We start from the raw sequence: 13,657 nt of genomic DNA, 5'->3' as shown, positions 1-13,657 counted from the left end.
CTCACCCCTCCCCGCGACAATCTGCCATATCCGACAGATCAGCTCCGTCAATTGCTCCGCATCCAGGCCTGTAGTAGAGTCGTACCGCATCGGCTTCCCGTTCCGAAAATAGCGAGCTTTGGAACTTCTATTCTCCCGAATGGGAAGCCGATGCCTCGGAACGACACGCCCGAGTCAGACCTTATGAATAACGCTCTCAGAAACGCCTTTCGCGCCTCTGTTGAGGGAGAAGGGGCTTTCGGTTCAGTGAGGCGGGGTAGCGCTTCGAGAGAGCTGTCTTGAGCGCTACTGCATCGAGCGCGTTGAATCTCGCGATGACCCACGGGCACGTAGCCGTTGAGCAGGGTCAGCGATGTGGTGCGGCGTGGGGCGCCGATGGTGCGCTTCGTCGCGGAGCCGATGGCGGTGTTGGTGCCGCTGGCGGTTGCGGCGTTCGCGAGGAGTTCGACGGCTCCGGCGTCCTTCACAGCGACGAGTATGCCGCGCCAGTTAGCGGTGGTCATGACCGCTGAGGCTAAGGCGTTGCTGCTGAGTCCGTTTCCGCCCGCGTCGATTCCGGATGGCTACACGAGGTCGCCACACGCCCGCGATGACTCTGCTGAGCGGGGTGAACGCGCGGTCTTCTCGGACAAGCTTGGACGAACGTCTGTGGCGGGGACGCTGACGATCTACGAGCGCACGATCAAGTCGCTGCAGCGAGCCGTGGCCGAAATGCTGGGTGACCAGTGTGCTCGACGCTCCATTTCGTAGGCGATGCGAAGCTACCGACTGTGGCTCCTGCTGTGCCGCCCGCGCTCGGCGGAGCTGTCCGGGAACGCAGAAACGGTGCCCGTGCTGGCGAGAGCTACGGACACCGTTCGCGGAGGATGGGGGATTCGAACCCCCGAGGGCTTTCACCCAACACGCTTTCCAAGCGTGCGCCATAGGCCACTAGGCGAATCCTCCTGGCGCGACCGGAGCCGCGACTCATCGATACTAGCCGGTGTCGGAGCCGCGCGCTGACCACGAGCCCGCGGAGCCCCGCGCTCGGCGGCGCGCGTCGTCGGTTACACTGTCACCTGGCTCCCCGCGTGGCGCCATCCAGGCCAACTCCCCCAGGGCGGAAACGCAGCAAGGGTAACCGGGCTCTGGCGGGTGCGCGGGGGGTCTTCTCCTCTTTAACAGGGGTGCTGCGGTCGCTTCACCGGGCTGCTGCCGCCCCTGGCGAATGCTCCTCCACAGCCCGCACATGCGCACGCACTCCCCTCGCTGGCCTCTACCCAGCCAGGCGGACGGACCCCCTCGCTAGGCTGGTCCCGATGGTTCAGAGCATCTACATCTCGTCCGCCGAAGGTCATTCGGGCAAGTCCACCGTCGCCCTCGGCGTCCTCGATGCGCTCAGCAGTCAGGTCCAGCGGGTCGGTGTCTTCCGTCCGATCGCCCGCTCCACCTCCGAGCCCGACTACGTGCTCGAGATGCTGCTCGGCCACTCCGACTCCGGCCTCGCCTACGAGGACTGCATCGGCGTCACCTACGAGGACGTGCACGCCGACGGCGAGGCGGCCCTCTCGCGCATCGTCGAGCGCTACAAAGGCGTCGAGGCGCAGTGCGACGCCGTCGTGATCCTCGGCTCCGACTACACCGACGTGGGCAGCCCCACCGAGCTGGGGTACAACGCCCGCATCGCCGCGAACCTCGGCGCGCCGGTCCTGCTCGTGCTCACCGGCCGCGATCCCTCCCACAGCGAACAGCTCGGCCAGGCGCCCGCGCGCACACCGGAGGAGATGCGTCAGATCACCGAGCTCGCATCCGTCGAGCTGCGCACGGCTCACGCGAGCCTCATCGGAGTGATCGCCAACCGCGCCGATCCGGCCACCGCGGCCGACGCGATGGCGGCGATCCGCGAGAGCATCCCCGCCTCGGTGCCGGTGTGGGCCATCCGGGAGGATCCGTTCCTCGTCGCCCCGAGCCTGTCCCGCCTGGTCGAGGCGGTCGATGGAGTCGTCGTCGCGGGCGACCCGGAGCTGCTCGGCCGCGAGGCGCTCGGCGTGGTGATCGCCGGGATGTCGATGGTCAACGTCCTCCCGCGTCTCACCGAGGGCGGCGTGGTGATCGTCCCCGGCGATCGCCCCGACGTCGTCCTCGCCGTGATCATGGCCTACGCCTCCGGCACGTTCCCCACCGTTACCGGCATCATCCTCAACGGCGGGTTCGAGCTGCCGGAGCCGATCGTCCGGCTGATCGAGGGCGTCGACAGCCGCGTGCCGATCGTGATGACCAAACTCGGCACCTACGACACCGCCGTCCGCGTCACCGCCGCGCGCGGACGCCTGGCGGCCGACTCGCCGCGCAAGCGCGATACCTCGCTCGCCCTGTTCCAGGAGGCGGTCGACGTCGTCGAGCTGCTCACCCTGCTCGACGTGGGCCGCTCCGAGGTCGTCACCCCGCTGATGTTCGAGTACGGCCTGATCGAGCGCGCGCGCATCGCCGACCGCCACATCGTGCTGCCCGAGGGCGGAGACGACCGCATCCTCCGTGCCGCCGCGACGGTGCTCAAGCGCGGCATCGCCCGGTTGACGATCCTCGGCGAGGAGGCCGAGATCCGCGCCCGAGCGGCAGGCCTGGGCCTCGACCTCGACGGCGCCCGCGTGCTGAGCACACTCGACCCCGAGCACCGAGCCCGCTTCGCCGAGGAGTACGCCCGCATCCGCGCGCACAAGGGCATCACCTACGACCACGCCTACGACACGGTCACCGACGTCTCCTATTTCGGCACGATGATGGTGCAGCTCGGCCTGGCCGACGGCATGGTCTCCGGAGCCGCACACACGACGGCGCACACCATCCGCCCCGGCTTCGAGATCATCAAGACCAGCCCGGGCGTCTCGGTCGTCTCCAGCGTGTTCCTGATGGCGCTCGCCGACCGGGTCCTGGTCTACGGCGACTGCGCGGTCAACCCCGACCCGACCGAGGCGCAGCTCGCCGACATCGCGATCTCCTCCGCCGAGACCGCGCAGCAGTTCGGCATCGACCCGCGCATCGCGATGCTCTCCTACTCCACCGGAGAGAGCGGAGCCGGCGCCGATGTCGAGAAGGTCCGCGCAGCGACGGCGCTGGTACGCGAGCGCCGACCCGACCTGCTCGTCGAAGGCCCCATCCAGTACGACGCGGCGGCGGATGCGGCGGTTGCCGCCTCGAAGATGCCCGGCTCCCAGGTCGCCGGCCGCGCGACGGTGTTCATCTTCCCCGACCTCAACACGGGCAACAACACCTATAAGGCCGTGCAGCGCTCGGCCGGCGCCGTCGCCATCGGCCCTGTCCTCCAGGGCCTGCGCAAACCGGTCAACGACCTCTCGCGCGGTGCGCTCGTTCAAGACATCGTCAACACCGTCGCGATCACCGCAATCCAGGCGGCGACCCAGGCCATCGTTCCGCCCACCGCCGCCATTCCCGTCGTGCGCTAGCGGCCACCGCGCCGCCGACCCGCCCCTGCCGACCCCGATCCCCCCAGGAGTCCCCTCATGTCCGTCGTCCTCGTCGTCAACAGCGGTTCGTCGTCGTTCAAGTACCAGCTCATCGAGATGACTACGGAGGAGACGCTCGCGAGCGGCCTCGTCGAGCGGATCGGCGAGGACATCGGCCGCACCAAGCACACTCGCGACGGGGAGTCGTTCGAGATCGAGGCGCCGATTCCCGACCACACCGCGGGCTTCGATGCGATGATCCGCGCGTTCGGCGAGCACGGCCCGAGCCTCGACGCCTTCCCACCGGTCGCCGTGGGCCACCGCGTCGTGCACGGCGGCAAGCGTTTCTTCGACCCGACCGTCGTCACCGACCTGGTGAAGATCAACATCGAGGACCTCGCCGACTTAGCTCCGCTGCACAACCCCGCCAACCTCGAGGGCATCGAGGCGGCGCAGAAGGTGTTCCCCGAGGTCCCGCACGTCGCCGTCTTCGACACCGCCTTCCACCACACCATCCCCACCGCGGCCTCGACCTACGCTCTGCCCGCCGAGTTCGCCGAGAAGCACCGCGTCCGCCGCTACGGCTTCCACGGCACCTCGCACAAGTTCGTCTCCGAAGCCGCTGCCGCCTACCTCGGCCGCCGCCGCTCCGACCTCAAGACGATCGTCCTGCACCTGGGCAACGGAGCGTCCGCCTGCGCCGTGGACGGCGGCGTCTCCGTCGAGACGTCGATGGGGATGACCCCGCTGGAAGGCCTGGTGATGGGCACCCGCTCCGGCGACCTCGACCCCGCCGTCGTCTTCCACCTCGCCCGCAAGGCAGGCCTTTCTCTCGACGAGCTCGACACCCTCCTCAACCGCCGCAGCGGACTACTCGGCCTCACTGGACGGGGGGACATGCGCGATGTCCAGCAGGCTGCCGAGGCCGGTGACGAGCAGGCCCGCGCCGGACTCGACGTCTACTACCACCGCCTCCGCCACTACATCGGGGCCTTCTACGCCCAGCTCGGCCGCGTTGACGCCATCGTCTTCACGGCCGGAGTCGGCGAGAACGTCGCCGCCGTCCGCGCCGGCACCCTCCGCGGCCTCGAGGGCCTCGGCATCGAACTCGATCCGGAGCGCAACACCTCCACCGACCGCGGCGCCCGCCGGATCTCGACCGACGACTCCCGCGTCGCCGTCCTCGTCATCCCCACCAACGAAGAACTGGAGATCGCCCGGCAGTCCCTGTCGGTCGTGTAGCGGCGACGCCGCTCCACGACCCGCGGTCGGCTTCTCGAAGGGCTGTGTTCCGTAGAGCGGGTCGCGTCGGGCTGCCCGGAATCGCTCGCACGCGATTCCGGGCAGCGGCCCTCTGCCGGACGCTGGATCGCCTCTTGCTGGTCGAGTAGCCGCGGCGCCGCGGCGGATCGAGAGCCGGGGTCAGGGCAGCAGGCGGGCGTCGCCGGAGTAGAGGTTGAAGCCGGAGGCGCGGCTGAAACCGATCAGGGTGAGGCCGCTGTCTCGGGCCAGGTCGACGGCCAGCGACGACGGGGCGCCGACCGCGGCGAGCAGCGGGATGCCCGCCATCACCGCCTTCTGCACCAGCTCGAACGAGGCGCGCCCCGACACCTGCAACAGCGTCCCGCGCAACGGCAGCCGCCCTTCCCGGAGCCCCCAACCCACTACCTTGTCCACAGCGTTGTGCCGCCCCACGTCTTCCCGGAGCACCAGCAGCGCGCCGTCGGAGTCGAACAGCCCCGCCGCATGCACGCCGCCGGTCCGCTCGAACACCGCCTGCGCCTCGCGGAGCCGGTCCGGGAGCGAGACCACCAGCGCTCGCTCAACGTGCAGTTCGTCCTCCGCGACGCTCCACGCCGAGTCCGTGGCGACCGCCTCGAGCGACGCGAGCCCGCAGACTCCGCACGAGCTCGTCGTGTACACCGACCGCTCACGCTCGAGTAGCACGGCCTCTCGTCCGCCGCGGACGCTCGCGTCGACCACGTTGTAGGTGTTCTCGCCCGGCCCGGAGCCGCTGGCGCAGTAGCGCATGGCCGCGAGCTGCTCCGCCTCCGTGAGCACTCCCTCCGATACGAGGAACCCGGCGACGAGGTCGAAGTCGTCACCGGGCGTGCGCATGGTCACGCTGAAGCGGCGCCCGCCCACGCGGATCTCGAGCGGCTCCTCGACGGCCAGCACGTCCTCGCGACGGCGGGGCGGATCGTCGGCGCGGACGGCGATCAGGCGGGTGCGGGCGACACTGCGGCTCATGGCTCTCCTCAGGCGGTGAGGGTCATCCTTCCACCGAGAACCGAGAGCGTTGCCACTGCGCGGACGTACGATGCAGGAATGGTCGATGACGCCGAGCCCCGCGAGAGTCCGATCGACGAGAGCCGCCTCTCCGTTCGGTCCCCGAAGAAGCGGGCCGTCGGCATCCCCGGCGTCGCTCACGCTCTCGAAATCTCGCTGAAGCAGATGGGTCCGCTCCGCAGCGCCGAGACGCTCCTGCGGGTCAACCAGAAGACCGGCTTCGACTGCCCGGGCTGCGCCTGGCCCGAGAGCGACAAGCGCCACGTCGCCGAATTCTGCGAGAACGGGGCGAAGGCCGTCGCCGAGGAGGCGACGCTGCGCACCGTCACGTCGGCATTCTTCGCCGCGCATCCCGTCTCGGAGCTGGAGGAGTGGGACGACTTCGCGCTCGGCCAGCAGGGTCGGCTCACCGAGCCGATGCTGCTGGAGGAGGGCGCCACCCACTACCGCCCCGTGGGCTGGGACGAGGCGCTCGATCTCGTGGCGGAGGAGCTGCGCGCGTGCGCGAGCCCCGACGAGGCGATCTTCTACACCTCCGGTCGCACGTCGAACGAGTCGGCGTTCGTCTACCAGCTGATGGTTCGCGGCTTCGGCACCAACAACCTGCCCGACTGCTCCAACATGTGCCACGAGTCCAGCGGCTCCGCGCTCACCGAGACGATCGGGATCGGCAAGGGCTCGGTGAGCCTGCGCGACGTGGAGCGGGCGCCGCTGATCATCGTCGCCGGCCAGAATCCGGGCACGAACCACCCGCGGATGCTCACCGCCCTGGAACGCGCCAAGCGCGCCGGTGGCACGATCGTGGCCGTGAATCCGCTGCCGGAGGCGGGCCTGCTCCGCTTCCAGAACCCGCAGACCGTGCGGGGGACACTCGGCGACGGCACCGCCCTCGCCGACCATTTCCTCCAGGTGCGGCTCGGCGGCGACCAGGCCCTGTTCCAGGGCCTCGGCAAGGCGCTGCTCGAGGCGGAGGAGGAGCGCGGCGACGTCTTCGACCACGCCTTCATCCGAGAGAGCACGGGCGGCCTCGGCGACTATCTGCACGGGCTGCGGGCGGTCGAGTGGGACGAGATCGAGCGGGCGAGCGGGATCGACGAGGCGCGTATCCGCACTGTCGCCGAGCTGATCGCAGCGTCCGAGGGCACCGTCGTCTGCTGGGCGATGGGCCTCACGCAGCACGCGCACTCCGTCGCGACGCTCAAGGACGTCGTCAACGTGCTGCTGCTGACCGGAAACATCGGCAAGCCCGGCGCGGGCGTGTGCCCGGTGCGCGGTCACTCCAATGTGCAGGGCGACCGCACGATGGGCATCTTCGAGCGGATGCCGGACTCCTTCCACGACGCGCTCGATCGCGAGTTCTCCTTCTCCTCCCCGCGCGAGCACGGCACCGACACGGTCGCCGCGATCCGGGCGATGCGCGACGGGAAGGCCCGCGTGTTCGTGGGGCTCGGCGGCAACTTCGCCCGGGCGACGCCGGACAGCGCAGTGACGGAGGCGGCGATGCGCTCGCTCGCGCTGACCGTGCACGTCTCGACCAAGCTCAACCGCTCGCACGTGGTCACCGGCCGCCGCGCACTGATCCTGCCGACCCTGGGCCGCACCGACTCGGATGTGCAGCGTTCGGGCGAGCAGCGGGTCACCGTTGAGGACTCGATGAGCGCGGTGCACGCCTCCCGCGGCCGCCTGCGCCCACCGAGTCCGGTGCTGCGCTCGGAGGTGTCGATCCTCACCGGCATCGCGGAGCGGCTGCTGGCCGGCCGCGAGAACGTCCCGCAGGTCGACTGGTCGGGGCTGCGCGACGACTACCGCCGCATCCGCTCGCACATTGCGAACGTGGTGCCCGGCTTCGAGGGGTTCGAGGCCCGGATCGACGTGCCCGGCGGGTTCGTCCTCCCGAACCCCCCGCGCGATTCGCGCCGCTTCGATACCCCCTCCGGGCTCGCGCGCTTCACCGCGAATCCGCTCGAATACCCGCGAGTGCCCGAGGGGCGGCTGCTGCTGCAGACCCTGCGCTCGCACGACCAGTTCAACACCACGATCTACGGCAAGGACGACCGCTATCGCGGGATCCATGATGGGCGGCGCGTGGTGTTCGTGCACGCCGATGACGTCGCCGAGCTGGGCTTCGCGAACGGTGCGCTGGTCGACCTGGTCTCGGAGTGGCCCGACGGGGTCGAGCGGCGGGCGGAGTCGTTCAGAGTCGTCGCCTACGACACCCCTCGCGGGTGCGCGGCCGCCTACTATCCCGAGACGAACGTCCTCGTGCCTCTGGATTCGACCGCGAAGATCAGCAACACGCCGACCTCGAAGTCGGTGGTGATCCGCCTCGAGCCTGCGGCGTAACGGCTCACCAGGGCAGCGGCAGCAGGCGCACGGAGTCACCCGCCGCCGCTCCCGGGGCGGGCACGACGGCGACCGCCTGTGACGCGGCGAGTCCGGTCAGCATGTGCGAGCGGATCCCCGCCGCCGCCCGCCAGCCGTCCTCGCTCCGGGAGACGGGTACGAGGACCGTCGTCCCCGGGCGGCCGAGCGGTTCGGCGAGGACGCCGCGGTGCAGCGGGCGGGGGACGGCGCCGGACGCCGCGTCGAGCGCCGACGGCAGGAAGGAGAGCGCGGCGAGGAGCGCGGCGAGCGGATTGCCCGGCAGCGCGATCACCAGCGTCCCGCCCGGTAGTACGGCCGCCATCGTGGGGTGACCGGGGCGCATGTCAACGCCGTCGATGAGGATTAGCGCCCCGACCGTCCCGAGGGCGCGACGCACCGCGTCGACCCGGGAGCGCCCGGTCCCGCCGGTGCTGAGCAGGATCGGCGCTGAGCCCGTCAGCAGCGTCCGGGCGATCGCGTCCTCATCGTCGCCGCGGCGCACGACCTCCCCAACGTCTCCGCCCGAGAGCTCGACGAGCGCGGGCAGCAGCGGCGTGAAGGCGTCGCGCACCCGGCCCGCGGGCGGCATACCCTCCGTGTCGACCTCGTCACCGGTGAGGAGGAGGTCGACCGCGGCGGGCAGGCGGACATCGAGCGCGTCGACTCCGGCGACCGCGAGCAGGGCGAGGTGCGCGGGAGTGAGGCGGGTTCCGGCACCGACGAGGACAGCCCCTCGTGCAGCCTCATCGCCCGCGCGCCGCAGGTGGCGGCCGGGTGGGAGAGGTGCCCGGGCCGTGAGCACCTCCTCGCAGATCTCGCCCTGCTCGGACGGCAGCACCGCGTCGCTCCAGTCGGGAACGACTGCGCCCGTGACGATCGGTGCGGCGGTGCCGTCCTCAAGCGCCCAGGGACCACGGCCGCGCACGGCCCAGCCGTCCATGGCCGAGGAGTCGTAGTGCGGGAGTGGCCGGGTCGCCGCGACGTCGTGATCGAGGACCGCTCCGCGGGCGGCGAGGAGTGGGACGGTCGCGACCCCCGAGCGCGCCACGGTCTCGCCCACGATCCGCCTGGCCTCGTCCCAGTCGATCGCCTCGTGCCGGTGCGCGCTCATCCCGTCCATTCTCCCGGGGCTCGGGGCGGGTCCGCGCGGGACCCGGCCCGCGCACGACCCGGCCCGTCGCTCAGCCCAGGTAACCGTTCGGGTTCAGCACGAACTTCTTCGCGGCACCCTTGTCGAAATCGGCGTACCCCTGAGGAGCGTCGTCAAGGCTGATCGCCGTGGCCTGCACCGCGTCGGCGATGTGCACCCGGTCATGCAGGATCGCCATCATCAGCTGCCGGTTGTACGTCATCACCGGGCACTGGCCCGTGGTGAAGGAGAGCGATTTCGCCCAGCCCAGTCCGAGCCGGATCGAGAGCGAGCCCTCCTGGGCCGCCTCGTCGACTCCGCCCGGGTCGCCCGTGACGTAGAGGCCGGGGATGCCGAGGGCGCCGCCCGCCGCAGTGATCGACATCAGCGAGTTGAGTACCGTCGCTGGCGCCTCCGTCCCCGAGTCGGCGCCGTTGCCGTGTGCTTCGAAGCCGACCGCGTCCACTCCGCAGTCGACCTCCGGCACGCCGAGAATCTGCTCGATCTGGCCCGCCGGATCGCCCTTCGAGACGTCGACCGTCTCACAGCCGAAGGAGCGCGCCTGCGCCAGCCGCTCCTCGTTGAGGTCCGCGACGATCACGACGGCCGCTCCGAGCAGCTGCGCCCCGACGGCCGCAGCGAGGCCGACCGGACCCGCCCCCGCGACGTACACGGTGGAGCCGACCCCGACGCCCGCGGTCACCGCGCCGTGGAAGCCCGTCGGGAAGATGTCCGAGAGCATCGTCAGGTCGAGGATCTTCTCGAGCGCCTGGTCGCGGTCCGGGAACACCAGCAGGTTCCAGTCGGCGTAGGGGACCATCACGTACTCGGCCTGCCCGCCGACCCAGCCGCCCATGTCGACGTAGCCGTAGGCGCTGCCCGGGCGGTCCGGATTCACGTTCAGGCAGATGCCGGTCTTGCGCTCTTTGCAGTTGCGGCACCGGCCGCAGGCGATATTGAAGGGCACCGAGACGATATCGCCGACCTTGACGAATTCGACGTCGGGGCCGACCTCGACGACCTCGCCGGTGATCTCGTGGCCGAGTACGAGGTCCGGCGGAGCCGTGGTGCGGCCGCGGACCATATGCTGGTCCGAGCCGCAGATGTTGGTGGACACGGTGCGGAGGATCGCGCCGTGGGGCAGCTTCCGTCCGATGTTCGCCGGGTTGACGCCTGGTCCGTCCTTCAGCTCGAAGGTCGGGTAGTCGATGTCGATGACCTCGACCACTCCGGGGGACTTGTAGGCGACGGCTCTGTTGCCTGACATGCGGTGCTCCTTCACGTGGCGGTCCGCGGCGCGCTCGGCCGCGGGAGTCCCGCGTCGCCGCTCGTTTCAGCCGCGACGTCGGGGCTCTGGCGAACCGTACGCCAGGAGTCTGGAGCCGGATAGAGCGCGGGGGAGTAGCGTTTCAGGACGCGTGCGAGCGCTCGTCCACCGCGCGGTGCGAGGTCGTGAGCGCGGCGTCGAGCGCGTCCCGGCTCCCACCGCTCAGGCCCGCTGCGTAGCCCGCGAGGAAGGTCGTGAGCGGAGCCGCGGGCCGGACCACGGTGTGCGCCGCGCGACCGGCGAGCGCGAGCAGAGCGTCCGGGTCGATGGGGACCGCGCCGAGGCCGAGAGCGGAGCAGAGCTCGGCCCACCAGGCGGCGAGGATCTCCTCGGTCGGGCGGGTGTCGTCGGGGCCTGCGGTAGTGGGGCCTGCGGAAGCGGAGCCTGCGGAAGCGGAGCCTGCGGCGTCGGAGTCGAAGGTGTCGTCCATCCGCTCAGTGTGCGCCGAGCGGGCCCGAGAGGTCGATCCCGTACCGGAGCGCATCGGTGGGCGCGTCGACATCGTCGGTCGAGCCTGCGGGCACGCTGACGAGCCGCAGGGGCAGCCCGCGGAGGAGGGCGCGCACCGAGGCGCCGTGGGGATCGCCGAGCGCGGCGAGCGCGTCGACGAGCGATCGACGCCGGTGCACGCCGAGGAGCTGCTGGGCGCGACCGTCGGTGTCGACGGCCAGAAGGGAGTCCTGCACGGCGCTCGCCGCGTCCTCCAGCAGCCGCTGCACCGCGGGACCGGGCGCGACGAGATCGGCGGCGAGCACGACGACCCACTCCGGAGCGTCGGGCCGGTCGAGCAGGGGCAGCGCGGCGGCCAGCCCCGCGACCGGGCCGCCGAACGGGGGATTCTCCTGCACATGCTCGGCGCCGTCGAGGGCCGACGCGAGGGCCTGCGGTCCGGCGACGACTCGCCGCTCAGCGCCGTGCACGGCTGCGAGGGCGGTGCCGAGGAGGGTGGAGTCGCGGTGCGGCAGGAGCGGCTTGATCGCGCCGCCGAGCCGGGTCGCCCGTCCGCCGGCGAGCACGATCGCATCACAGCGGGGGAGCGGCGGCGCAGGAGGCACGCCTCCGAGGTTACGCGGGTACCGGTCTCCGCCGCCCGGCTCCGGTGTCGGAGGTCGCGGCTACTCTGGTCGGGTGGTAGCAGCCCTATATCGCCGGTACCGGCCCGAGACGTTCGCCGAGATGATCGGCCAGTCCCAGGTGACGGATCCGCTCATGACCGCGCTGCGCACCAACCGCGTGAACCACGCGTACCTCTTCAGTGGTCCGCGCGGCTGCGGCAAGACCACCTCGGCGCGCATCCTCGCCCGCTGCCTCAACTGCGCCACCGGCCCCACCGACACTCCCTGCGGCGTCTGCGACAGCTGCGTCGAGCTCAGCCGCGAGGGCCAGGGGTCGCTCGACGTGGTCGAGATCGATGCGGCGAGCCACAACGGAGTCGACGACGCGCGCGATCTGCGCGAGCGCGCCATCTTCGCCCCGGCACGCGACCGCTACAAAATCTTCATTCTCGACGAGGCGCACATGGTCACGCCGCAGGGCTTCAACGCCCTGCTCAAGATCGTCGAGGAGCCGCCGGAGCACGTGAAGTTCATCTTCGCGACCACCGAGCCCGACAAGGTGATCGGCACCATCCGCTCGCGCACCCACCACTATCCGTTCCGGCTCGTGCCGCCGGCCCAGATGCTCGACTACACGCAGTCGCTCTGCGAGCGCGAGGGCGTGCACGTGGCGGCGGGCGTGCTGCCGCTCGTGGTCCGCGCGGGCGGCGGGTCCGTCCGCGACACCCTCTCTCTCCTCGACCAGCTGATGGCCGGCTCCGAGGCCGAGACCGTCGAGTACGAGCGGGCCGTCGCGCTGCTGGGGTACACCCACGGCGCCCTGCTCGACGAGGTCGTGGACGCGCTGGCCGAGCGCGACTCGGCCGAGGCGTTCGGAGCGGTCGACCGCGTCATCCAGACGGGTCAGGATCCGCGCCGCTTCGTCGAGGACCTGCTCGAGAAGCTGCGCGACCTGATCGTCGTCGCGGCCACCGGAGGCGCGGCCTCGGCCGTGCTGCGCGGCGTCTCGCAGGACGATCTCGACCGCATGGCCGGGCAGTCGCGGGCGCTCGGCCTGGCCGAGCTCTCGCGCATCGCCGATGTGGTCAACGACGCGCTCACCGAGATGACCGGTGCGACCTCACCGCGCCTGCACCTCGAGCTGATGATCGCGCGGACCCTGGTGCACGGCACCGGTGCGGGGATCGCGCCCGCTCCGGCGCAGGAGGAGCGTCCGCGTCGCGTCGCCGCACCGCGTCCCTCCGCCGAGACCGCGCCTCGGTCGCCCGAGCCGTCGCGCACGCCGGAGCCCCACCACGCCTCGCACGCCGCCGCTCCGGGCTCGGTACCCGAGTCGATCGCTGCCGCGCCGCGGACGGAGGCGCCCGTTACCGCGTCCGCGACCGTCGCCGCACCGCCGGTGAAGGCGCCCGAGGAGACGGCGGCCGAGGAGACGGTGCCCGAGGCGCCCGAGCCCGCGACCGAGGGCGCGGTCACCCTCCAGCGAATGAAGGACACCTGGCCCGAGATCCTCGAGGTCGTGCAGAAGGCGAAGATGACCGCCTGGCTGGTCGCCTACACCGCCCAGGTACGCGCCCTCAACGACGACGTGCTGACCCTGTCCTTCCCGAGCCAGAACGACGTCGAGTCGTTCAAGATGCCAGGCACCGCGGGTCAGCCCGGAGTCAGCGAGCACCTGCGGCACGCCATTCAGCAGGTTCTCGGACTGCGGGTGAAGTACATCGCCCGTGTCGAGCCGCGAGCCGCCGCTCCCGAGGCCGAACGCGCCGCCGTCGAGGCGCCGGCCGCACCCGCCCCGGCAGCCGCGGCTCCGCCCGACTCCGACGGCTGGGCCACAGTGGCGATCCCCGCCGACCCGACTCCGGCGGCAGAGGCCGCGACCCCCTCCGCACCCGTCGAGGCGCCCGCCGCGGCCGCGGAGCCCGAGCGCGCGGCCGCTTCTTCGTCCGCCCCTTCTTCGTCCGCCGCCCCCTCCGCCGAGCAGCCCCCCTTCGACGAGGAGCCGCCGGAGGAGGACATGCCCCCGGTCGAGCCGCCGATGCCCGACTCC

General features: G+C 71.2%; 10 protein-coding genes, 1 tRNA gene and 1 other RNA gene. 6 read left to right on the top strand and 6 right to left on the bottom strand.

From position 1 onward, the window contains the following. Nucleotides 1–375 precede the first annotated feature (375 nt). Nucleotides 376–750 (top strand): hypothetical protein, encoded by a 375-nt coding sequence (locus C5D07_RS14310; RefSeq protein WP_104259615.1) that lies wholly within the window; start codon nucleotides 376–378, stop codon nucleotides 748–750. A 110-nt stretch (nucleotides 751–860) separates the two neighbouring features. Here the strand turns inward: C5D07_RS14310 and C5D07_RS14305 are convergent. Continuing rightward, nucleotides 861–945, bottom strand: a tRNA-Ser gene (locus C5D07_RS14305). A 112-nt stretch (nucleotides 946–1,057) separates the two neighbouring features. Here C5D07_RS14305 and ffs point away from each other — a divergent pair. From ffs to C5D07_RS14290, 3 genes are all read left to right on the top strand, one after another. After that, an RNA gene (gene ffs, locus C5D07_RS14300) (signal recognition particle sRNA small type) lies at nucleotides 1,058–1,154 on the top strand. Nucleotides 1,155–1,298: 144 nt separating this feature from the next. Next, nucleotides 1,299–3,443, top strand: coding sequence for a phosphate acetyltransferase (gene pta / locus C5D07_RS14295; RefSeq protein WP_104259614.1), 2,145 nt, complete (start codon nucleotides 1,299–1,301; stop codon nucleotides 3,441–3,443). Between the two features lie 57 nt (nucleotides 3,444–3,500). Then, nucleotides 3,501–4,685 (top strand): acetate/propionate family kinase, encoded by a 1,185-nt coding sequence (locus tag C5D07_RS14290; RefSeq protein WP_104259613.1) that lies wholly within the window; start codon nucleotides 3,501–3,503, stop codon nucleotides 4,683–4,685. A 180-nt stretch (nucleotides 4,686–4,865) separates the two neighbouring features. On the opposite strand, the gene fdhD is transcribed toward C5D07_RS14290, so the two are convergent. Next, nucleotides 4,866–5,693 carry a formate dehydrogenase accessory sulfurtransferase FdhD gene (gene fdhD / locus C5D07_RS14285; protein WP_104259612.1) on the bottom strand — a complete coding sequence of 276 codons (828 nt, stop codon included), beginning with the start codon at nucleotides 5,691–5,693 and terminating at the stop codon, nucleotides 4,866–4,868. A 78-nt stretch (nucleotides 5,694–5,771) separates the two neighbouring features. On the opposite strand from fdhD, the gene C5D07_RS14280 reads away from it, so the two are divergent. After that, nucleotides 5,772–8,075, top strand: a complete 2,304-nt coding sequence (locus C5D07_RS14280; protein ID WP_068254965.1) for an FdhF/YdeP family oxidoreductase — start codon at nucleotides 5,772–5,774, stop codon at nucleotides 8,073–8,075. A gap of 4 nt (nucleotides 8,076–8,079) precedes the next feature. Here the strand turns inward: C5D07_RS14280 and C5D07_RS14275 are convergent, their stop codons facing one another. The 4 genes from C5D07_RS14275 to mobA form a co-directional block, all read right to left on the bottom strand. Continuing rightward, complete coding sequence (locus tag C5D07_RS14275; protein WP_170063557.1) at nucleotides 8,080–9,207, bottom strand: molybdopterin molybdotransferase MoeA; 1,128 nt, start codon at nucleotides 9,205–9,207, stop codon at nucleotides 8,080–8,082. 70 nt (nucleotides 9,208–9,277) lie between these two features. Beyond that, a complete protein-coding gene (fdhA, locus tag C5D07_RS14270) occupies nucleotides 9,278–10,492 on the bottom strand; it encodes a formaldehyde dehydrogenase, glutathione-independent (RefSeq protein WP_068254961.1) in 1,215 nt (404 codons plus the stop codon). Nucleotides 10,493–10,634: 142 nt separating this feature from the next. Further along, on the bottom strand, nucleotides 10,635–10,982 hold the full coding sequence (locus tag C5D07_RS16200; protein ID WP_219817285.1) for a DUF6457 domain-containing protein: 348 nt from the start codon (nucleotides 10,980–10,982) through the stop codon (nucleotides 10,635–10,637). A gap of 4 nt (nucleotides 10,983–10,986) precedes the next feature. Beyond that, nucleotides 10,987–11,607 carry a molybdenum cofactor guanylyltransferase gene (gene mobA / locus C5D07_RS14260; RefSeq protein WP_249028247.1) on the bottom strand — a complete coding sequence of 207 codons (621 nt, stop codon included), beginning with the start codon at nucleotides 11,605–11,607 and terminating at the stop codon, nucleotides 10,987–10,989. 73 nt (nucleotides 11,608–11,680) lie between these two features. On the opposite strand from mobA, the gene C5D07_RS14255 reads away from it, so the two are divergent. Continuing rightward, the coding region (locus C5D07_RS14255) for a DNA polymerase III subunit gamma and tau (RefSeq protein ID WP_104259616.1) at nucleotides 11,681–13,657 on the top strand (1,977 nt) is incomplete at its 3' end.

It is taken from the genome of Rathayibacter tritici (genome assembly GCF_002932875.1).
Lineage (GTDB): Bacteria > Actinomycetota > Actinomycetes > Actinomycetales > Microbacteriaceae > Rathayibacter > Rathayibacter tritici.
Note: the sequence above shows the minus strand (reverse complement) of the source record. Positions and strands in the feature narration are given on the sequence as shown.